Source organism: Cupriavidus sp. F041, from assembly GCF_057814235.1.
This window is the reverse complement of the sequence record NZ_JBVASY010000002.1, coordinates 4,413,407-4,432,723: the sequence shown is the minus strand read 5'-3', so window position 1 is coordinate 4,432,723 and position 19,317 is coordinate 4,413,407. Positions and strand designations below refer to the sequence as shown.

Sequence of the window (19,317 nt, the reverse complement as noted above, 5' to 3'; positions counted from 1 at the left end):
TCCGAGCCCCACGGGCAAACCGAGGCAATCCATGATGCGCACCGCCCATCTGCGGCCAGATCGTTCCGGCACCTCCGGCGTTTCCGGCCTGCTGCGCCGGCTTGCCGCCGGCATCGCGCTGGCCGGCCTGCTGCTGGGCGGCTGCGCCCTCACGCCCTCCGCGCCCACCGTCACCTACGACCTGGGCCCGCCGGTCGGGGCGGCGCCCGGCGCCACGCCCCTGCCCAGGATGCGCGTGGCGCAAACCGACGGTCCCACCTGGATGGACGGCAACTCGCTCTTCTATCGCCTGCACTACGCACAGGCCGAGCGCCTGCAGCCCTATGCCACCCAGCGCTGGGTGATGTCGCCGGTGCGCCTGTTCGACGACCGCCTGCGTGAAGCGGTGGCCTCGCGCGGGGCGCTGACCTGGTTCGGCGATACCGCCACGCCGGCGCTGAAGATCGACATGCTGGAGTTCGAGCAGGTCTTCGACAGCGCCAGCGCCAGCCGCGGCGTGATCCGGGTGCGTGCCACCGTGTTCCGCAACGGGCTGCGCGGGCAGAAGACCTTCGTGGTGGCGCAGCCCGCGCCCACGGCCGATGGCGCTGGCGGCGTCAAGGCGCTCGCCACGGGCACCGACGCCGCCATCGCGGCAATCCTCGACTGGGTGGCCACGCTGCCGCTGCAATAACCCGGTCCCGCATGGCATCGGCACCCGCACCGCTCACTCCCTTGCCGCCCGCGCCCCGCCATTCGCCGCTGGCGCGGGTGGGGCTGCTGTGCTTCACCCTGCTGGTGATCTACGGCAGCCTCTTTCCGTTCACGGGCTGGACCGACAACGGCATCTCGCCGCTGGCCTTCCTCACCGCGCCCAAGCCGCGCTACCTGACCGAGTTCGATCTCATCACCAATGTGCTCGGCTATTGCCCCTTCGGCGCGCTGTTGGTACTGTCCCTGCACCCGCGCGTGTCCGGCGCGCGCGCCACGCTGCTGGCGCTGGTGGCGGGCGCGCTGCTCTCAGGCTGCATGGAAGCGCTGCAAACCTGGCTGCCCAACCGCATCTCGTCCAATATCGACCTGATCACCAATGCGCTGGGCGCCTTGCTGGGCGGCGCCGTGGTGGCGCCCTTCTCGGCCGCGCTGATTGACCGCGGCTCCCTGCGCCAGTTGCGCATGGCCTGGTTTGAGCCACATGCCAGCTTCGCCATCATCCTGCTGCTGCTGTGGCCGTTCGCGCAGGTCTTTCCGCAGGAGCACCTGTTCGGCATGGGCGCGATCGTGCGCGAGTGGCTGACCGACCCCGACTCCTGGCCTGTGCAGTGGCTGCAAGGCGTGTTCCCGGCGGTGCCCGACCTGATCGAAGGCGTAGGCCTGCTGCGGCCCGACGACGTGCAGGGACAGCAGTTGCTGGAATCGCTGGTGACCGCGTGCGGATGGATCGGCACCGGGCTATTCGCCTCGGCGGCGATGCGGCGCAATGCCCCGATGCTGCGCATCCTGGCCGGCTTGCTGGCCTGCACGCTGCTGCTCAAGGCGGCCGTGGCGGAGCTGCAGTTCCCGGACGACAACGCCTTCAACTGGCTGTCCGAAGGCGGCCGTTTCGCCCTGCTGACGGGCTCGCTGGTGCTGGTGTTGCTATTGCGGCTGCCGCGCTGGCTGCGCGGCGCGCTGGCGCTGGCCGCGCTGATGTTGCTGGTGCTGCTGTCCAACCTGCTGCCCGCCAATCCCTATTCCTGGATCTCGGAGCAGGGCTGGCGCCTGGGCCGCTTCATCCACTTCAACAGCCTGGCGCAGTGGCTGGCCTGGATGTGGCCGTTCCTGGCGCTGTTCTACCTGATCTGGCGCTTCGAGCAATTCCAGCTGGACCGCCGCAGCTTGCGGCGCGCACGCCGCAAGGCACAGCGGCAGGCGGCGGCGAGAAAAGGCAGGCTACCGCCTGGAGCCTGACCGCTTCAGTGGGTCTGGCCGCCCTGCTCGACGATATCGTCCTGCGTCGACAGCGCGGTAGCCACCGCGCAGCGGATGCCGTCGATCATCGTGGCCAGCGCCAGGCTGGGCTGGCCCGGATGCCGCACGGCTTGCTCCGGCAGATAGGGAATATGGATGAAGCCGCCACGCACGCCCGCCGGCACGCTTTGCGTTGCCAGCAAGTGCATCAGCCCGTAAAACACGTGATTGCAGACGAAGGTGCCGGCGGTCTGCGAGACCGAGGCCGGCACGCCAGCCGTGCGCATCCGGCGCACCATGGCCTTGATCGGCAGGCTGGAAAAATACGCCGCGGGGCCATCCTCGGCGATGCGGGTATCGATGGGCTGCGCGCCGGCGTTGTCGGCGATGCGCGCATCGTCGACATTGATCGCCACGCGCTCCACCGACATTTCCGGGCGCCCGCCCGCCTGCCCCACCGCGATCACCAGCACGGGCTGCAGCTCATCGAGCAGATCCGCCATGACGTCGTTGGCTGCGCCGAACACGCAAGGCAACTGGCGCGCGACGATCACGGCCGCATCGGCGCCGTCGGGCGTGCCGCCGATGCGCTCGCCGTCGAGCGCGCGAACTGCCTCCCAGGAAGGATTGATGGGTTCGCTTTCGAACGGCTCGAAGCCGGTCAGCAGCACGGTACGCATGGCAGGGACTCCCGGCCCGAAACCCGGTTGCCCGGGCCTCTGGCCAAACTTTCGCGGCTCGACCGCGTTCTTACATCAGGAAATACAGCAGAGCGATATTGGCCACCAGGATCATCAGCGCGGTCGGCACCTGCGCCCGGATCACGGCGTTCTTGTCGTCCAGCTCCAGCAGCGCGGCAGGCACGATGTTGAAGTTGGCCGCCATCGGCGTCATCAGCGTGCCGCAGTAACCGGAGAACATGCCGATAGCCGCCATCACCGCCGGGTTGCCGTGGAACATGTTCACCAGGATGGGCACGCCGATGCCGCCGGTCATCACCGGGAAAGCGGCAAAGCCATTGCCCATGATCACGGTGAACAGCGCCATGCCCACGCAGTACACCACCACGGCCACCAGCTTGTAGTCCATGTTGATGTAGGCCGTGGTCAGGTACGCCACCGCCTTGCCCACGCCGGCATCGGCAAACACCAGGCCAAGCATGGCCAGCATCTGCGGCAGTACCAGCGCCCAGCCGAGCGACTCGGTCAGGCGGCGCGACTCGCGCACGCCCTGCACCACGGTATCGCGGGTGAGCCAGCAAGCCACGGCCAGCGCGACCAGGCAGCCGACGCCGAGCGAGACGAAGGTCACGTTCTTGGGGTCCAGCAGCGGCAGGCCGGCGATCTTCACGTCCTTGAACAGCACGGTGCCGATCACCGTCACCAGCGGAATCAGCAGCGCCGGGATGAACAGCTTGTTGCCAAGGCGCTTGGCCGAGGCGCGGCGCTCGCCTTCCGGCAGCGTGCCGTGCTTGCCGTGGCCAACCCCGCCAAAGCCTGCGATCAGCGCCATCACCACGGCGCCAACGCCGACGATGGCCGGCGGCAGCTTGTCGCCGATCAGGAACACCAGCGCATACAGCGCCCAGAACAAACCCGTGCTGAGGCGGCGCGGATGGTCGCGGTCCGCGAAAATCATCAGCGAGGTGATGGCCAGGACCAGGCCGGCGAGCCAGTAGAGGTACTCGATGGAAATGATCATGGCTTACTCCCCGCTCTTGGCCGTAGCCGTCGTACCCGCGTCGGCCGTAGCCTTGCCGCCCACTTCACGTTCCAGCCACATATCCAGGCGCTTGAGGCGCACGGCATGGATCAGGAAGGCGCAGATCGCGGTCGGGATGCCCCACACGGCGATATGCAGCGGTTCCACATCGATGTTCGACGACAGCAGGAAGGTGTGCATCAGCGCGATCGCGCCGAAGGCCACGAAGATGTCCTCGCCGAAGAACAGGCCGACGTTGTCGGTAGCCGCGCAGAAGGCCAGCACACGCTGGCGGACCGGCTCGGGCAGCTTGCCGAAACGGGTCTCGGCCGCGCCTTCGGCCATCGGGGCCAGCAGCGGGCGCACCATCTGCGGGTGGCCGCCGAGGCTGGTCAGGCCCACCGCCGCGGTGAGCTCGCGCACGCCGAGGTAGACGATCAGCAGGCGCCCGACCGTGGCCGACGCGATGCGCGAGATCCAGGCCTGCGCATGCTCACGCAGCCCGTGCCGCTCGAGCAGGCCGATCACCGCCAGCGGCAACAGGATGATGAGCGGCAGGTTGCGCGTCTTGACGAAGGCGGTGCCGATCGCAGTGAAGATCTGCATGACCGGCATGGGCGCCGCCAGCCCGGTGGCGATGGCGGCAAGCGCCACCACCATCATGGGATTGAAGCGCAGCACGAAGCCGAGGATGATGATGCCGACCCCAACTAAGGGCCAGAGGTTGACTGCCTGTTCCATGAGAGACACCAATAGAGTGTGATGGAGGCGAGTGCCACGCGTCGCGTCATGCTGCTCGACGTCGCGCGGGTCACAGTGAATACCGGAAGCCTGGGGGCGCGTCCGTTGCGTTTACCGTGTGGTGTGCCCCTTCAGCCTCCGGCGCGGATTGCGATGCCTTCGGCGCCGAGCCGTTCGCGGATTCGGCGCGCAAAGGCAAGCGCGTGTGCGCCGTCGCCGTGCAGACAGACGGTTTCGGCGCGAATCGGTACATAGCTGCCGTCGATGGCGCGCACGCGCTGCTCGCGCACCATCTGCAGGGTCTGGCCAAGCGCCACGTCTTCGTCTTCGTGCAGCGCGCCGGGCGTGCCGCGCTTGACCAGCGAGCCGTCCGGGTTGTAGCCGCGGTCGGCGAAGACTTCTTCCTTCACCTTGAGGCCCGCTTCGCGCGCCACCTCCACCATGACGCTGCCGGCCAGGCCGAAGAAAACCAGGTCGGAATCGAAGTCGCGCACCGCGCGCACGATGGCGTCGGCCAGCCTGGGATCCCTGGCGGCCTGGTTGTAGAGCGCGCCGTGCGCCTTGACGTGGGCCAGTTGCCCGCCCTGCGAGCGCACCAGCGCGGCCAGCGCGCCGATCTGGTAGAGCGTGTTCGCGTACACCACTTCGGGATCGAGCTGCATCTCGGTGCGGCCAAAGTTCTCGCGGTCCGGATAGCTCGGATGCGCGCCGATGGCAACGCCCTGCTCCAGCGCCCACTTCACGGTCTGCAGCATGGTGGCGGCGTCGCCGGCGTGCCAGCCGCAGGCGATGTTGGCCGAGCTGATCAGCCTCAGCAGTTCGCGGTCGTTGCCGCAGCCTTCGCCGAGGTCAGCGTTCAGGTCGATATGCATTGCGATACTCCTCACCGGTCTTGCGGCTTGTCCTGAGGTTTGGGGGTTGCTGTCATTCGGCGGCGCTCAGGCCACGGCTGCGGCCGCGTGGCTGCGCGTGCGCCGCCGCGAGGCGATCACCAGGCCGTCGCCCTGCCATTGCAGCGCCTGGTCCAGTTGCTGCAGGTAGCGATCCAGCGCGGCCTGCGCCGCGGCGGCCTCATCCAGCGTGACGCGCACGAAGCGCACCGGCGCGCCCAGCGGCACCTGCGCCAGCCGCCACAGGTCGGCGCCGATCACCACGCCGATCTTGGGATAGCCGCCGGTGGTCTGCGCGTCGGCCATCAGCACGATGGGCTGGCCGGCCGGCGGCACCTGCACCACGCCCGGCAGCACGCCGTGCGAGAGCAGGTCGGCGGCACGCTCAGGCTGGCGGGCCAGCGCCGGGCCTTGCAGGCGCAAGCCCATGCGATTGCTGTTGGGCGTGACGATCCAGTCGGACTGCCACAGCGCCTCATGCGCGGCGGCGTCGAAGTCCTCGTATTCGATGCCGGGCAGCATGCGGATCGGCATGGCGTTGCCGAGCTTCGTCACCGGCAGCGCCCAGGCCGGAGCCTGCACGCCCAGCCAGTCGCTGTCCTCGGCCACGCCGGGCCGGCCGGCATCGAAGCGGTCGCCTTCATGCAGCGCCCGGCCACCCAGGCCGCCAAAGCCGGCCTTGAGATCGGTGCTGCGCGAGTCCATCACCCGCTCCACGGCGATGCCGCCCGCCACGCACAAATAGGTACGGGTGCCACCCTGCGCCGCCGACAGCGTCAGCGTTTCGCCGCGGCGCACGTCGAAGGCATGCCACGACCACACCGGCACGCCGTCCAGGTTGGCCCGGCATTCGGCGCCGGTCAGCGCGACGCGCATGTCGGCGTGGAAGCGCACGGCAGCGCGGCCCAGCGTGAATTCGATGGCGGCATCGCCCGCCGGATTGCCGAGCAAGCGGTTGCCAATGGTGAGCGCGACCGTATCGAGCGCGCCCGCGGTGCCCACGCCGAAGCGGCGAAAGCCGGGGCGGCCGAGGTCCTGGATCGAGGCAAGCGCGCCAGGGCGAATGATCTCGATCATGCGCGGACCCTCCGCACGGTCGCAGCAGCGGGTGCAACGGGTGATGGCATACGGTTCATGGCAGCAGCGCCTCGACGACAAAGCGCACCGTATCGCCCGGTGCGAACAAGGAAGGCGGATCGCGGTCGGCGACGAAGAGTTCGCTGGCGGTGTGTCCGATCAGTTGCCATCCGCCGGGAGCGGCGGCCGGATAGATGCCGGTCTGCTCGCCACCGATGCCGACCGAGCCGGCCGGCACCGACAGCCGCGGCTCGCGCCGCCGAGGCGTGGCCAGCGCCGGGTCCATGCCGCCCATATAGGCAAAGCCGGGCTGGAAACCGAGGAAGTAAACGACGTACTCGCCCTCGCTGTGGCGGCGCACCACTTCCTGCGCCGTGAGGCCGGTATGCGCGGCCACATCGGCCAGGTCGGGGCCGAATTCGCCGCCGTAGCGCACCGGGATCTCGACCAGCCTGCCTGTCGCCGCGCGCGCCTCGCCCGACGCCCAGGCCAGCTTCAGGTTGCGTTCCAGCGCTTCGGGATCGGCATCGCGGTCGAACACCACGGTGAGGTTGTTCATGCCGGGCACCGCGTCGACCACGCCGCGCCACTCGGCCGCGCGCTGGGCCATGGCCCAGATACGTCGCTGTACGTCAAGCGAGGCCGGCGGCGGCACGCTGCACAGCAGCGCGCGCTCGGCCAGGCGGTGAACGGAACATCGGGTCATGGGAAGCACCGGCAGGGGGACCTGTCTTGCAGTGTAGGCGGGCGCACCGGACTTGGTCAGGGGCGACGCCGGCTGCAACCCGGTCCGTGAGCAGAATCTTTTTTCATCGACAATTTGTCGATAAATTCATGATAACCAAACAATAAGATGCTGGGGCTAGGTGTAGACCCTAGGATTTCCCACGCAAAGTGTTGTGCGTGACGGGCCCTGCGCCCTGTCCTGGTGCAGCCGGCCGATGCGGCCAATGCCTTCGGTGCAGGAGCGCTCGCGAGGGCTCCCGCCATGCGCCGGTCCGGTGCGATCGCGCGGCGCGCGGCCCCGCCCGCGCCGACGGGCGCGATGGAAGAAATTTCAGGGAAAGAGGTCAGGCCGTGGCGTACATGCAACGCCAGGTGCGGCGGCAGCTGGCGCAGGCGAAAAAAAAACCGGCCGGGTGGATACCGGCCGGTTTTTTTTGCAACGGACCAAGGCGCCCGGAGGCGCGCAGGCGGGCTCAGGCGAAGCCGGCCTTATGCGCCTGCTCGTCCGCATGATAGGAGCTGCGCACCATGGCGCCCACGGCGGCATGGGTGAAGCCCATCTTGTATGCCTCGGCCTCGAACATCTTGAAGGTGTCCGGATGCACGTAGCGCATCACCGGCAGGTGGTGGCCCGACGGCGCCAGGTACTGGCCGATAGTCAGCATGTCGATGTCGTGGGTGCGCATGTCGCGCATGACTTCGAGGATTTCCTCGTCGGTCTCGCCCAGGCCCACCATCAGGCCGGACTTGGTGGCCACGGTGGGGTTGCGGCGCTTGAATTCCTGCAGCAGCTTGAGCGAGTGCGCGTAGTCGGCGCCCGGGCGCGCCTGCTTGTACAGGCGGGGCACGGTTTCCATATTGTGGTTCATCACGTCCGGCGGGCCGGATTGCAGGATGTCCAGCGCCTTGTCCAGGCGGCCGCGGAAATCCGGCACCAGCACTTCGATGCGGGTGGCCGGCGACAGCTCGCGGGTCAGCGTGATGCAATCGACAAAGTGCTGGGCACCGCCGTCGCGCAGGTCGTCGCGGTCGACGCTGGTGATCACCACGTAATTGAGCTTGAGCTGGGCGATGGTGCGGGCCAGGTTGCCCGGCTCGCTGGCGTCCAGCGGATCGGGACGGCCGTGGCCGACGTCGCAGAACGGGCAGCGGCGCGTGCACTTGTCGCCCATGATCATGAAGGTCGCGGTGCCCTTGCCGAAGCATTCGCCGATGTTGGGGCAGCTCGCTTCCTCACATACCGTCACCAGGTTGTTGGCGCGCAGGATGTCCTTGATCTCGTAGAAGCGCGAGCTGCCGGTGGCCGCCTTGACGCGGATCCACTCAGGCTTCTTGAGCTTCTCGGCCGGCACGATCTTGATGGGAATGCGGGCGGTCTTGTCGGCCGACTTCTGCTTGCGGGTCGGGTCGTACTGCTCCGCCTGGGGTTGCGGGGCTTCGCTGGAAGTGGCGATCAGGGCGTCGCTCATAGTGTTCTCCGCACGCGCGGTGCGTGCATATTCGGCTGGATGACTAAGTGGCCAGGGCCGCGGCGGTGTTCCGGTCGGCTGCCAGGGCGCGCTCATGCGCCGCTGCCAGCACTTCGCACAACGCCGCCGCAAGGCGCCGCGCGATATCGGCTTGTTGTGCCGCGGTCACGGGCAGGCGGGACGCGCCAGCCGCATCGGCCACCGGGAAGGTGGCGCCCGCCGTTGCCATGTCGACCGTTTCCAGGCCGGCATAGCCGCAGGGGTTGATGCGCAGGAAGGGCGCGAGGTCCATCTGCACGTTGAGGCTGACGCCGTGATAGCTGCAGCCGTTGCGGATCTTGAGGCCGAGCGCGGCGATCTTGGCGCCCTGGTGCGGACCTTCGCAAAGGTAGATACCAGGCGCGCCGGGCTTGCGTTCGGCTGCGAGATTATACGCCGCGAGCGTGTCCAGCACGGCTTGCTCGATCGCATGGACGAGCTCGCGGACCATCAGGCGGCGCCGGCGCAAATCGAGCAGCAGATAGGCGACGACCTGTCCCGGACCGTGGTAAGTGACCTGTCCTCCACGATCGATCCGCACCACGGGGATCGCCTCGTCGGGGGCCAGCAGGTGCGCGGGATCTCCCGCCTGGCCGAGGGTGTAGACCGGAGGATGCTCGACCAGCCAGATCTGGTCGGGGGAATCGGCGGTGCGTGCGGCGGTAAAGGCACGCATTGCGTCGAAACAGGGCTCGTACTCTTGCCGGCCCTGCTCAATGACTTGGATCGATTGCATCCCGGCAGTTTAACGAAAAGGGGCGGATCGCACAGGATGCCGCCCCTCGCTTGCTCTTTCCGTCTCGTGCTCTTTCACTCCGCGATGGCACTGCCGGAGTCAGAGGCATCGCGCGAATGCACCAGCCGCAGATGGCCGCGCACGCGGCCGTCTTCGTCAGGAGGCCGTGATCTGGTCCTGGTTAGGCGTCCATTCGGTACCTCGAACCAAACGCCGTGCCATGCGTGCCACCAGGTGCGACAGGTTGACGGCCGGCCGGCGGGCCTCGGCGATCAGGGCCAGGCGTACCGGCTCGGCGGCACGCGGATCCACGCTGACCGTGATTTCGTCGCCGCTGGCAAGCAGCAGGCTACCGCCGCAACGCAGCCAGTAATCCTCCGAATCGCCTTCGCGGGTCAGCCAGACATCGGTCCCTGTGGCTGCATCCACGCGCAAGCGCTGGTCGGCGTGGATGGAAAGCGAGGTAACTTCGCCCGGGCTCAGGGTGAACAGGGTCGTTGTGAGCAATGTTTTCATGTTGGGCATCCTTCACTGACATCGTCGACCCCCCTCGCCCGCTTGCCCGGAATGGGCAGCCACCAGTCGCGCCAGCCCTTGTCAGGCTATGCTTTGTACTTGACTGGCACCGGTGCGGGTAGAGCGCCGATGCATTGCATTCTAGTGATTGCCGCGGCCCTTCCAAAACGATATATTTTCCTTGTTCTTGTTAGAGAAACTCACATAAGACGAGGTCAGTGATGGCGCTGAAGGGAGCATGGGAGAGAGATTTGCCACGTGGCTGGCATCGCGAGTTGCCGCGCCTGCCGCCGCTGACCGCGTTGCGCGCCTTCGAGGCGGCTGCCCGCCACGAGAGTTTTTCGCGCGCGGCCACCGAGTTGTTCGTCACCCACGGCGCGGTCAGCCACCAGATCCGCGCGCTGGAGGAGGAACTGGGCCAGGCCCTGTTCGAGCGCAACGGCAAGCGTGTCAGCCTGACGCCCGGCGGCCGGGCCTACGCGGGACGCGTGCGCGAAGCCCTGTTGGAAATCGCCGATGCCACGCGCGCGCTGCAGGCCGGCAACCGCGACAAGTGCCTCACCATCAGCACCATGCCTTCCTTCGCCGCACGCTGGCTCACGCCGCGCATTGGCAGCTTTATCGAACAGCATCCCGAGCTTGACGTGGAGTTGCTGTCATCCAACACCTTGGTGGATTTCGCGCGCGAGGAAGTCGATATCGCGCTGCGCATGGGCAGCGGCGACTATCCCGGCCTGTACGTGGAGAAGCTGCTGGACGATGTGTTCTTCCCGGTCTGCAGCCCGGCCTTCAACGGCGGCAAGCTGCCGACGCGTCCGCAGGACATGAAGGGCATGTCGCTGCTGCGCGGCGAGGGCGACCCCTGGAAGCCGTGGTTCGAAGCCGCCGGACTGGACTGGCCGGAGCCGCGCAAGGGCCTGCTGCTGGAAGACTCCTCGCTGCTGCTGCAGGCGGCGGCAGCCGGCCAGGGCATTGCGCTGATCCGTTCTTCGCTGGCCTACAACGACCTGCTGTCGGGGCGCGTGGTCCGGCTCTTCGACGTCAGCATTACCTGCCCATGGCTGCTTTACTTCGTCTGCTCGACCAGCATGCTGGAGGCGCCCAAGGTAAAAGCCTTCCGCGCCTGGCTGCTGCCGGAGATGGAAGCGTTCCGCGGCATCCTGGCCCAGTGGGAGGGTTAGTCGTCTTCTTTGGCAGCCGGGGCAGCCGGGGGGTTAGACTCGCCTGCGGCTGGCCCGGGGGCCTTCGGGGCGGCAGCCGGCGCCGGTGCTGAGTGCGCCCTGCCTGCGCGCGGGTGCGCCTTGTCGTAGACCTTGGCCAGGTGCTGGAAATCCAGCGCGGTATAGATCTGGGTGGTGGCCACGCTGGCATGGCCAAGCATTTCCTGCACCGCGCGCAGGTCGCCGGAGGATTGCAGCACATGGGTGGCAAAGGAATGCCGCAACATGTGCGGATGCACGTCCGCGGGCACGCCGGCCCGGATCGCCTGCTGCTTGATGCGCAGTTGCACGGTGCGCACCGGCAGGCGCCTTCCCCGCACGCTGAGGAACAACGCATGCGCGTCCTCCGGCGCCGCGCCGGTGCGCAACATCTCCGCGCGCACCGCCAGCCACGCGCGCAGGGCTTCCATCGCCTTGCTGCCGACGGGAACGGTGCGGCGGCGCGAGCCCTTGCCGATCACCGTGACTTCGGCGCCGTCCATGTCGATCCAGCCGGCGGAGCGGTATTCCCCGTCTTCGGTGTAGCGATGGTCCAGTTGCACCAGTTCCGACACGCGCAGGCCGCTGGAGTAGAACAGCTCGTAGACGGCCTGGTCGCGCCGGCCCTCGTTGTCCTCGCCCGCGCTGTGCGAGACCAGCGCCACCGCATGCTCCACAGACAAGGCCTTGGGCAGCCGGTGCCCGGACTTGGGCGCGCGCACGCCGTCGACCGGATTGGCCTCCACCCCAAGGCCATGGCGCGCGGCCCACAGGTAGAAACCGCGCCAGGCCGACAGCGTGCGGGCGATGCTGGTGCCGGCCAGGCCGCCGCCATGCAGGCGCGCGGCAAAGCCGCGGATATGGTGGGTCTGTAGCGACAGCAGCGCGCAGCCCGGTGCATGGCGTTCGGCATGCGCCTGCAGGACCGACAGGTCGCGGGCGTAGTTGGTCAGGGTGTGGGCAGCCAGCTTGCGGCTGCTGGACAGCCATTCCAGGTAGCGCAGGACCACCGGGGCGGGCACTGGCTTGCCGAGGGGTTCCGTGGGGGCGTCCTGGCGTGGCCTGGATCTGGCGGCATCCGATGGCGTCTTGCCTGCGGCGGCCTTCCTGGCCGCCGGCGCCGCTGCCTTGCGCGGCCGCGCGGCCACGCCACCTGCCCTGGGCGGACGGGATGCTGTCATTGCCCGGCCACGGCGAAGGGATTGCGGCGCATCGCCCGGTTTAGTCGCGCAAGCGGTTCAGTGCGGCGCCGGCCACTTCGCCGATCTGCGCCAGGTAGGCAGTGCCCATGCCCTCGTGGAAGCGCCGCGGCTCGGGCGAACCCAGCACCAGCAGCCCGAAGGCCGCGCCAAGCGTGCCGGCTTCGCGCGTGGGCACGCGCAGCGTCACCATGGCCAGCGAGGCGATATCGTCGCGCTCCAGCCAGGCCGCCGCCTCGAAGCCGCTGTTGGCGCCGCAATACGGCGCGCGCAGGCCTTCGGCGAACAGGCGGACGTCATCGCTCGCGCCCTGGGTCACTTCCATATGCGCATAGCTCTCGGCCACGTTCCAGAGCTTGAGGGCCACGCCAGGCACGTCGAACACCTGCTGCAGGCCGTCCTGCACCGCATAGGGCAGCGCGTGCGAGTCCACTTCGGCCAGCAGGCGCAGTTGCCAGGTGTGCATGCGCTGCTGGGTGCGGTCGTTGTCGTGGCCGTGGCGGACGAGGTCCGCGAGCTTCAGTTCGAGGCCTTTGTTCTTCTCACGCAGGATTTCCATCTGGCGCTCTTGCAGCGAGACCGCGCGGTGGCTGTGCGGGCTGGTGAGTTGCACCGTGGCCAGCAGCTCGGCGTGATCTTCGAAGAACTGGGGGTTGGTTTGCAGGTAGGAGGCAACTTCTTGGGGGTTCATTGGCTTCAACCGGGATGTTTGGGGGGCAGTGTAGCAAATGGTTCGGGGGAGGATTTGGGGAGGGGGTGGTGTTGGCCTTTTTGGGGCGAGGGCTTGGGCTTGCTGGCTCCTTTGCGGTTTCTTTTTGCGGCGTTGGCGGTTGGACCCAAGTGCGTACGACATCCCCCTGCGGGGGACGCCTCCAAAGTTTGGACTAACGAGAAGAAAACCGACCCTGCCGGGGGCAGAGCAATCAGGCTTGTGGGCCTCGGGGGTTGCGTCGTACGGCCCTGAGTGTTGGCTAGCGTGTCCAACCGGCTTGCAGGACATCGCAATGGCATGCCCCATGGGTTTCGTGGTGGGGCCCCCGACCTCGTATGCCGTGCCCCTTCCCACATCTGCCGTTCGCGGCGCGGGTGGCTGCGCCGTTTCGGGTGTGGCTGGTTTCGTGGTTTTGTCTCGGAGAGCAGGCGCGGTGATATTCGAGCGTGACCCTCGCGGACCGGGCCAGGGTGCCCACCACGAAACCAAGGCCGTTGGTAGCAAGGTGCCGTTCGCGCCGGTAGGCAGGGCATCAAATGGCTGGGCGGCCACCGCTAGAGACAAAACCACGAAACCACCAATGCAGGCAGGATCGCGGTCCTTCGCACCGCGAACGGCAGATGTGGGAGGGGGCACCGAGCAAAGCGATCAGGGGCCCCACCACGAAACCCATGGGTCAGGCCATTGCGATACCCTGCAAGCCGGTAACGGCAGATACCAGCAGAACCGCTGGCCATACGACGAAACCAGCGCCCCTCGCCCCCGCGATTGCTCTGCCCCCGGCAGGGTCGGCTTTCTTCTCGTTAGTCTTCTTTGCCGAGGCGCCGAGGCAAAGAAGAGTGACCGGCAGCCCCCGCAGGGGGATGTCGTACGCTTTTGGGTTAAATAACCAACGCCGCAGAAAGAAACAGCGAAGGAGGGAGCCAGCAAGCCCCCGCCCCCCCCAAAAAGCCCCCTTACGCCCCCAACTTCTTCTTCAACAACTCATTAACCTGCGCCGGATTCCCCTTCCCCTTGGTGGCCTTCATAGCCTGCCCCACCAGCGCATTAAACGCCTTCTCCTTGCCAGCACGGAACTCCTCGACAGACTTCGCATTGGCCGCCAGCACATCATCGATGATCTTTTCCAACTCACCCGAGTCGGACATCTGCTTCAGCCCCTTGGCCGCGATGATGGCGTCGGCGTCACCGCCCTCCTCCCCCGCCCACATGGCCGGGAAGACATCCTTCTTGGCAGTGTTGTTCGACACCGTGCCATCGGCAATACGCACCAGCAGCTTAGCCAACTGCGCCGGCTTGACCGAGGCCGCTTCCAGCGCAATGCCTTCGCGATTGAGCAGCGACGACACATCGCCCATCAGCCAGTTGGCGGCGGGCTTGGCATTGGCCGCACCGGCTTCGGCGACCACGGCCTCGAAGTAGCCAGCCAGCGCCTTGGACGCGGTCAGCACGCTGGCGTCATAGGCGGACAAGCCATATTGCGACACCAGGCGCGCCTGCATGGCCACCGGCAGTTCCGGCAGCGCGGCCTTCACCCGCTCGATCCAGGCCGCGTCGATCTCCAGCGGCAGCAGGTCGGGATCGGGAAAGTAGCGGTAATCGTGCGCGTCTTCCTTGGTGCGCATGGCGCGCGTCTCGCCGGTGTCCGGATCGAACAGCACGGTGGCCTGCTGGATGGCGCGGCCGTCTTCGATCTCGGCGATCTGCCACTGGACTTCGTAGTCGATGGCCTGCTGCAGGAAGCGGAACGAGTTCAGGTTCTTGATCTCGCGGCGCGTGCCCAGCGTAGGGCTGCCGTAGGGGCGCACCGACACGTTGGCGTCGCAGCGGAAGCTGCCTTCCTGCATATTGCCGTCGCAGATGCCCAGCCACATCACCAGCGCGTGCAGGGCCTTGGCGTAGGCCACGGCCTCGGCCGAGCTGCGCATGTCGGGCTCGGTGACGATCTCCAGCAGCGGCGTGCCGGCGCGGTTCAGGTCGATGCCGGTCATGCCGGCGAAATCCTCGTGCAGCGACTTGCCGGCGTCTTCCTCGAGGTGGGCGCGCGTGAGCTGCACGGTCTTCTCGTAGGTTTCGCCCTTCTTGCCTTCGACCTGGATGCTGATGCTGCCGCCCTGCACCACCGGGATCTCGTACTGGCTGATCTGGTAGCCCTTGGGCAGGTCGGGGTAGAAGTAGTTCTTGCGCGCGAAGATGCTGCGCGGCGCGATGGTGGCGCCGATCGCCAGGCCGAACTCGATGGCGCGCTCGACCGCGCCGCGGTTGAGCACCGGCAACACGCCGGGCAGCGCCAGGTCGACCGGCGAGGCCTGCGTGTTCGGCGCCGCGCCGAAGGCGGTGGAGGTACCGGAAAAAATCTTGGAGGCCGTCGACAACTGCGTGTGCGTCTCGAGGCCGATCACCACTTCCCATTGCATGGCGGTATTCCTGTTCGTGTGCTGTATGTGTTGCTACGTGTTCGGTACGTTTGCTACGTTTGCTACGTGTTCATCGGCATCGCGCGCGTATTTCGCATCCGACCGCGGCGCCATACCGGTATTCATCTCACGGATTCGGGCTGGCCAGCCACGAATCCAGTTGCGCCAGCGCCGCGCCGCGCGCGACCGGGTCGCCGCCCTCGGTCACGCCCCGGCCGGGACGCGCGCCGTTGGGCACATCGCGCCGCACCCGCAGTTCGCTGGTGCCGTCAAAGCCGTGATACGCGCCAGGGTAGATCTCCAGCCGGAAGCGCGCATCGGGCTGGCGCGCCGTGACCGCCTCGCGCAACATGGCGCAGCGGGTGGCTGGGGTCCAGTCGTCGGCGCCGCCGGTCATCAGCAGCAAGGGCGTGCGCAGGCGGTATTCATGCCGTTGCACGGCGCGCTTGCAGCCAGGATAAAAGGCCACGGCGCGCTCGATTGCCGGCGCGCCCGCCGGCCAGTCGCGGCTGGCGTCGATGGTGCTGAGCACCGCCTGCGCGCCGTTGGACCAGCCCAGCAGCACAATGCGCGCCGTGTCGATGCCGGGCTGCCGCGCGAGCCAGCGCAGCGCCGCCAGGACATCGCCGCGCCGCGTTTCGTCGTCGATGTCGCGCCCGGCCAGCGCTTCGGTGCAGATGCCCTGCGGCTTGCCGCGCGGACCGAAACTGTCGGGCAGCAACACGGCGTAGCCGCGCGCGGAGAGCCATTGCACGTATTCCCGGTAGCGCACCTGCAGCGCCGCGGCATCCGCGCCGCCGTTCTGGTAGAGCCCGGCGCAGCCATGCAACGCAATGACCACCGGCAACGACTGCGCCGGCGCCAGCGCGCCGCGCTGCGGCAAGAACCAGTGGGCGCTGAGCGCATTGCCCTTGTCGGCATCGGGAAAATGCACCGTCTGCGCCGGCGGCATGGCGTGCATGCCGGCCTCCGGCACGAAGGCATACGCGAGCGCGCCGTGGCTTGCCAGCACCAGGGCGCACGCGCCCAGGCAAAAATCCCGCAGGCGGGCGGCGAGTCCGGACAGGGCGCTGAGCGGGTGCATCGGATTCATCGGGTCTGTGCGCAGCCGCCGGTGCCGGGTTCGAACATCACCGGCCAGGCTTCCTCGTAGATGCCCGGCGAGCAGCGCGCCTCGCAATTGGCGTGGGCCAGCGTGACCCGGCGCGGATCCTGCCAGACCATCAGCTTGCAGGCGCTGCCGTCGTTGGCGCGCAACTCGATATGCGGCTTCTTCTTCGTCTGGCGGAATTCGGCCAGGTTGAAGCTGCACGAACCGCGCTTGCCCACCCACAGCTTCCACGACAACTGCTGCACGCTGTTGTCCGCCACGCGCAGCTGGGCATCCTCGCGGAAGCCGTCTTCCTCGGTGCGGCGGCAATCCCCGGCAAGGTCGATGTCGCGGCTGGCGATCGGCGTGGGCCCGCCGCCGAAGCGCGGCAGCGGAATGCAGGCCGCCAGTGCGGCGGCCAGCCCGATGCCGAGTGCGAGCCGGACCAGCCAGCGCCGCGCGATCATGCCTTGGCAGGCCGGCGCAGGTGCCAGTCCGTTGCCTGCTGGAAAGCGTGCGCCGTCTGCAGCAGTTCGGCTTCGCCGAAGTAGTTGCCGATCAGTTGCAGGCCAACCGGCATGCCGCCCTCGCCCAGCCCGCAGGGCACGCTCATGCCGGGCAGGCCGGCCAGGCTGGTCGACAGCGTGAAGATGTCGGCCAGGTACATCTGCACCGGGTCGGCGCTCTTCTCGCCCAGCTTCCAGGCTACCGTGGGCGCCACCGGGCCCATGATCACGTCGCACTGGGTAAAGGCGCGCTGGAAATCGTCGGCGATGATGCGGCGGATCTTCTGCGCCTGCAGGTAGTAGGCGTCGTAGTAGCCATGCGACAGCACATAGGCACCCACCATGATGCGGCGCTTGACCTCGGGGCCGAAGCCTTCGGCGCGGGTCTTCTTGTACATGTCCATCAGGTCGCGGTACTCGGCGGCGCGATGGCCATAGCGCACGCCGTCGAATCGCGACAGGTTGGACGAAGCCTCGGCCGGCGCGATCACGTAGTACACGGGGATCGACAGCTCGGTCTTGGGCAGCGACACCTCGACCAGCGTGGCGCCCAGCTTCTCGTACTCGGCGAGCGCGGCGCGCACGGCCTGTTCCACGTCCGCCGACAGCCCCTTGCCGAGATACTCGGTGGGCAGGCCGATGCGCAGCCCGGACAGCGGCTTCTCAACGCTGGCGCCGGCGCGCGGCTTGCCCAGCAGGCGCGTGTAGTCCTCGTCGACACCGCCCTGGGCGGGCGCGAGGCTGGTCGAGTCGCGCTCGTCGAAGCCGGCCATGGCGCCCAGCAGCATGGCGCAGTCCTCGGCGGTATGCGCCATCGGGCCGCCCTGGTCGAGCGAGGAGGCGAAGGCGATCATGCCGTAGCGCGACACGCGGCCGTAGGTGGGCTTGATGCCGGTAATACCCGAGAACGAGGCCGGCTGGCGGATCGAGCCGCCGGTGTCGGTGCCGGTAGCGGCGGGCGCGAGCCCGGCTGCCACGGCGGCGGCCGAGCCGCCCGAGGAGCCGCCCGGCACGCGGCTGGCATCCCAGGGGTTCTTCACCGGGCCGAAGTGCGAGTTCTCGTTTGACGAGCCCATCGCGAACTCGTCCATATTGGTCTTGCCCAGCGTGACCATGCCGGCGGCGGCCAGGCGCTCGACCACGGAGGCGTCAAACGGGCTTTCATAGTCGGCGAGCATGCGCGAGCCCGCTGTTGCGCGCCAGCCACGCGTGACAAACACGTCCTTGTGGGCGATCGGCACGCCGGTCAGCAGGCCGGCTTCGCCGCGCGCGCGGCGCTCGTCGGCGGCGCGGGCCTGCGCCAGTGTGAGTTCGGGGTTAACGTCGACAAAGGCGTTGAGCGCGCTGGCCTGCTCGATGCGGGCCAGGTAATCGCGCGCCAGTTCTTCGGCGGAGACGGTGCGTGCCGCCAGCGCGTCGGAGAGCTCGCGCAGGGAGGTCACGGTAGATGCGGAAAAGGACATGTCGGTCGGTTTGGCTTGGCAGGTGATGGCTGCCGGCGCCGCCTAGCGGCAGCGCGGCGCAGCCGCTGGTTCGAGGGCCGGTGTTCGATGACCTTTATTCGATGACCTTGGGCACCAGGTAGAGGCCGCCTTCGGTGGCCGGCGCGGGACGCTGGTAGTCCTCGCGGCGGTTGGGCTCGGTCACGACGTCGTCGCGCAACCGCTGCGACATCTCGCGCACCGCGGACAGCGGGTGGGCCAGCGGCACGATGCCGGTGGTATCGACCGCCTGCATCTGTTCGACCAGGGAGAAGAATTGATTGAGCTGCACAAGCGTCTGCCCGGCCTCGGCATCGTTGATTTCGATGCGGGCAAGGTGGGCGATGCGCTTGACGTCGGATAGGTCGAGAGCCATGGCTTGGGGTCGGTGCGAAAGGCGATGCGGGCGCGGCCGGGGCGGGCCGGCGAGTGCTGCCGGGAGCGCCCGGGAATCGTCAAAGTTACAGGTTTTTTCGGGGTAGAAGCCCCCGAAACAGGGGGAATTATAAGGTATCATTGCGCGTTGCCATCCTTTGGCAGCGCCTTCGTCACATTGGTGCAAAACCGCGTGCCGCGGAGCTTTGTGGGTCACCCGATGCTCCCCCGGGCCCACGGATCGCAGCATTGGCCACATCGCCAGGCCGCCAGCCGGAGGTGCGAGGCCGAAGGCCGCGGCAAGGGATGCAGACAGGTTCCTCCGATTAGACCGCCCCCGCCAGCAATTAAATTGTAATTGCGGTGCCGTTCCACCGAACTTTCGCGCGTGGTCTAATCAAAGGTACCCGTAAAGGTCGTTTCCGCCACCCGGCGAGACGGCCTTGGTTGGCGGCCCCGGCCATGACAGCACGCCCCCTGTGGCAGGCTGGCAACGGCGCCGGCCCCATCGAAC

General features: G+C 67.8%; 19 protein-coding genes. 3 read left to right on the top strand and 16 right to left on the bottom strand.

The genetic code is table 11. The features are described from left to right. The first annotated feature begins 34 nt into the window (after positions 1-34). Positions 35-673 (top strand): ABC-type transport auxiliary lipoprotein family protein, encoded by a 639-nt coding sequence (locus ACZY0R_RS37685; protein WP_488866401.1) that lies wholly within the window; start codon positions 35-37, stop codon positions 671-673. A gap of 11 nt (positions 674-684) precedes the next feature. Continuing rightward, entirely contained in the window at positions 685-1,929 is a 1,245-nt protein-coding gene (locus ACZY0R_RS37680; RefSeq protein WP_488865723.1) for a VanZ family protein, read from the top strand. Between the two features lie 5 nt (positions 1,930-1,934). On the opposite strand, the gene pcp is transcribed toward ACZY0R_RS37680, so the two are convergent. The 9 genes from pcp to ACZY0R_RS37635 form a co-directional block, all read right to left on the bottom strand. Beyond that, positions 1,935-2,609 (bottom strand): pyroglutamyl-peptidase I, encoded by a 675-nt coding sequence (gene pcp / locus ACZY0R_RS37675; RefSeq protein WP_045238317.1) that lies wholly within the window; start codon positions 2,607-2,609, stop codon positions 1,935-1,937. A gap of 70 nt (positions 2,610-2,679) precedes the next feature. After that, entirely contained in the window at positions 2,680-3,630 is a 951-nt protein-coding gene (locus tag ACZY0R_RS37670; RefSeq protein WP_488865721.1) for a DUF979 domain-containing protein, read from the bottom strand. 3 nt (positions 3,631-3,633) lie between these two features. Beyond that, on the bottom strand, positions 3,634-4,371 hold the full coding sequence (locus ACZY0R_RS37665; protein ID WP_488865719.1) for a DUF969 domain-containing protein: 738 nt from the start codon (positions 4,369-4,371) through the stop codon (positions 3,634-3,636). A 131-nt stretch (positions 4,372-4,502) separates the two neighbouring features. Beyond that, the gene (gene pxpA, locus ACZY0R_RS37660) at positions 4,503-5,243 is read right to left on the bottom strand and encodes a 5-oxoprolinase subunit PxpA (RefSeq protein WP_488865717.1); all 741 of its coding nucleotides are present in this window, start codon (positions 5,241-5,243) and stop codon (positions 4,503-4,505) included. Between the two features lie 66 nt (positions 5,244-5,309). Continuing rightward, positions 5,310-6,338: a 5-oxoprolinase subunit C family protein gene (locus ACZY0R_RS37655; protein ID WP_488865715.1), complete on the bottom strand. Its 1,029-nt coding sequence runs from the start codon at positions 6,336-6,338 to the stop codon at positions 5,310-5,312. Positions 6,339-6,393: 55 nt separating this feature from the next. Then, positions 6,394-7,044 (bottom strand): 5-oxoprolinase subunit PxpB, encoded by a 651-nt coding sequence (gene pxpB, locus ACZY0R_RS37650; protein WP_035865175.1) that lies wholly within the window; start codon positions 7,042-7,044, stop codon positions 6,394-6,396. Between the two features lie 493 nt (positions 7,045-7,537). After that, on the bottom strand, positions 7,538-8,533 hold the full coding sequence (lipA, locus tag ACZY0R_RS37645; protein WP_488865713.1) for a lipoyl synthase: 996 nt from the start codon (positions 8,531-8,533) through the stop codon (positions 7,538-7,540). Between the two features lie 43 nt (positions 8,534-8,576). Further along, the gene (gene lipB / locus ACZY0R_RS37640; RefSeq protein WP_488865711.1) at positions 8,577-9,308 is read right to left on the bottom strand and encodes a lipoyl(octanoyl) transferase LipB; all 732 of its coding nucleotides are present in this window, start codon (positions 9,306-9,308) and stop codon (positions 8,577-8,579) included. Positions 9,309-9,464: 156 nt separating this feature from the next. Continuing rightward, positions 9,465-9,824, bottom strand: a complete 360-nt coding sequence (locus ACZY0R_RS37635; RefSeq protein ID WP_488865709.1) for a DUF2917 domain-containing protein — start codon at positions 9,822-9,824, stop codon at positions 9,465-9,467. 221 nt (positions 9,825-10,045) lie between these two features. On the opposite strand from ACZY0R_RS37635, the gene ACZY0R_RS37630 reads away from it, so the two are divergent. Next, positions 10,046-11,005: a transcriptional regulator GcvA gene (locus ACZY0R_RS37630; RefSeq protein ID WP_488865707.1), complete on the top strand. Its 960-nt coding sequence runs from the start codon at positions 10,046-10,048 to the stop codon at positions 11,003-11,005. Here ACZY0R_RS37630 and ACZY0R_RS37625 read toward each other — a convergent pair. The 7 genes from ACZY0R_RS37625 to gatC all read right to left on the bottom strand — a co-directional run bounded on the left by ACZY0R_RS37625 (position 11,002) and on the right by gatC (position 18,804). Beyond that, the gene (locus ACZY0R_RS37625) at positions 11,002-12,204 is read right to left on the bottom strand and encodes a tyrosine recombinase XerC (RefSeq protein ID WP_488865705.1); all 1,203 of its coding nucleotides are present in this window, start codon (positions 12,202-12,204) and stop codon (positions 11,002-11,004) included. The genes ACZY0R_RS37630 and ACZY0R_RS37625 overlap by 4 nt on opposite strands. Positions 12,205-12,244: 40 nt before the next feature. Then, the gene (locus ACZY0R_RS37620; RefSeq protein ID WP_488865703.1) at positions 12,245-12,913 is read right to left on the bottom strand and encodes a DUF484 family protein; all 669 of its coding nucleotides are present in this window, start codon (positions 12,911-12,913) and stop codon (positions 12,245-12,247) included. 977 nt (positions 12,914-13,890) lie between these two features. Continuing rightward, the gene (gene gatB / locus ACZY0R_RS37615; RefSeq protein ID WP_488865701.1) at positions 13,891-15,351 is read right to left on the bottom strand and encodes an Asp-tRNA(Asn)/Glu-tRNA(Gln) amidotransferase subunit GatB; all 1,461 of its coding nucleotides are present in this window, start codon (positions 15,349-15,351) and stop codon (positions 13,891-13,893) included. Positions 15,352-15,478: 127 nt separating this feature from the next. Next, positions 15,479-16,435, bottom strand: coding sequence for a dienelactone hydrolase family protein (locus tag ACZY0R_RS37610; RefSeq protein WP_488866399.1), 957 nt, complete (start codon positions 16,433-16,435; stop codon positions 15,479-15,481). Positions 16,436-16,440: 5 nt separating this feature from the next. Continuing rightward, positions 16,441-16,908: a hypothetical protein gene (locus tag ACZY0R_RS37605; protein WP_045238335.1), complete on the bottom strand. Its 468-nt coding sequence runs from the start codon at positions 16,906-16,908 to the stop codon at positions 16,441-16,443. Continuing rightward, positions 16,905-18,410, bottom strand: coding sequence for an Asp-tRNA(Asn)/Glu-tRNA(Gln) amidotransferase subunit GatA (gene gatA, locus ACZY0R_RS37600; RefSeq protein WP_488865698.1), 1,506 nt, complete (start codon positions 18,408-18,410; stop codon positions 16,905-16,907). Before gatA ends, ACZY0R_RS37605 begins: the two co-directional genes overlap by 4 nt. A gap of 94 nt (positions 18,411-18,504) precedes the next feature. Next, a complete protein-coding gene (gatC, locus tag ACZY0R_RS37595; RefSeq protein WP_488865696.1) occupies positions 18,505-18,804 on the bottom strand; it encodes an Asp-tRNA(Asn)/Glu-tRNA(Gln) amidotransferase subunit GatC in 300 nt (99 codons plus the stop codon). Positions 18,805-19,317: the final 513 nt, after the last annotated feature.

Coding starts and splice junctions, on each gene's coding strand:
- ACZY0R_RS37685 (WP_488866401.1), top strand. CDS start 35: ATGCGCACCGCCCATCTGCGGCCAGATCGTTCCGGCACCTCCGGCGTT.
- ACZY0R_RS37680 (WP_488865723.1), top strand. CDS start 685: ATGGCATCGGCACCCGCACCGCTCACTCCCTTGCCGCCCGCGCCCCGC.
- pcp (WP_045238317.1), bottom strand. CDS start 2,609: ATGCGTACCGTGCTGCTGACCGGCTTCGAGCCGTTCGAAAGCGAACCC.
- ACZY0R_RS37670 (WP_488865721.1), bottom strand. CDS start 3,630: ATGATCATTTCCATCGAGTACCTCTACTGGCTCGCCGGCCTGGTCCTG.
- ACZY0R_RS37665 (WP_488865719.1), bottom strand. CDS start 4,371: ATGGAACAGGCAGTCAACCTCTGGCCCTTAGTTGGGGTCGGCATCATC.
- pxpA (WP_488865717.1), bottom strand. CDS start 5,243: ATGCATATCGACCTGAACGCTGACCTCGGCGAAGGCTGCGGCAACGAC.
- ACZY0R_RS37655 (WP_488865715.1), bottom strand. CDS start 6,338: ATGATCGAGATCATTCGCCCTGGCGCGCTTGCCTCGATCCAGGACCTC.
- pxpB (WP_035865175.1), bottom strand. CDS start 7,044: ATGACCCGATGTTCCGTTCACCGCCTGGCCGAGCGCGCGCTGCTGTGC.
- lipA (WP_488865713.1), bottom strand. CDS start 8,533: ATGAGCGACGCCCTGATCGCCACTTCCAGCGAAGCCCCGCAACCCCAG.
- lipB (WP_488865711.1), bottom strand. CDS start 9,308: ATGCAATCGATCCAAGTCATTGAGCAGGGCCGGCAAGAGTACGAGCCC.
- ACZY0R_RS37635 (WP_488865709.1), bottom strand. CDS start 9,824: ATGAAAACATTGCTCACAACGACCCTGTTCACCCTGAGCCCGGGCGAA.
- ACZY0R_RS37630 (WP_488865707.1), top strand. CDS start 10,046: ATGGCGCTGAAGGGAGCATGGGAGAGAGATTTGCCACGTGGCTGGCAT.
- ACZY0R_RS37625 (WP_488865705.1), bottom strand. CDS start 12,204: ATGACAGCATCCCGTCCGCCCAGGGCAGGTGGCGTGGCCGCGCGGCCG.
- ACZY0R_RS37620 (WP_488865703.1), bottom strand. CDS start 12,913: ATGAACCCCCAAGAAGTTGCCTCCTACCTGCAAACCAACCCCCAGTTC.
- gatB (WP_488865701.1), bottom strand. CDS start 15,351: ATGCAATGGGAAGTGGTGATCGGCCTCGAGACGCACACGCAGTTGTCG.
- ACZY0R_RS37610 (WP_488866399.1), bottom strand. CDS start 16,435: ATGCACCCGCTCAGCGCCCTGTCCGGACTCGCCGCCCGCCTGCGGGAT.
- ACZY0R_RS37605 (WP_045238335.1), bottom strand. CDS start 16,908: ATGATCGCGCGGCGCTGGCTGGTCCGGCTCGCACTCGGCATCGGGCTG.
- gatA (WP_488865698.1), bottom strand. CDS start 18,410: ATGTCCTTTTCCGCATCTACCGTGACCTCCCTGCGCGAGCTCTCCGAC.
- gatC (WP_488865696.1), bottom strand. CDS start 18,804: ATGGCTCTCGACCTATCCGACGTCAAGCGCATCGCCCACCTTGCCCGC.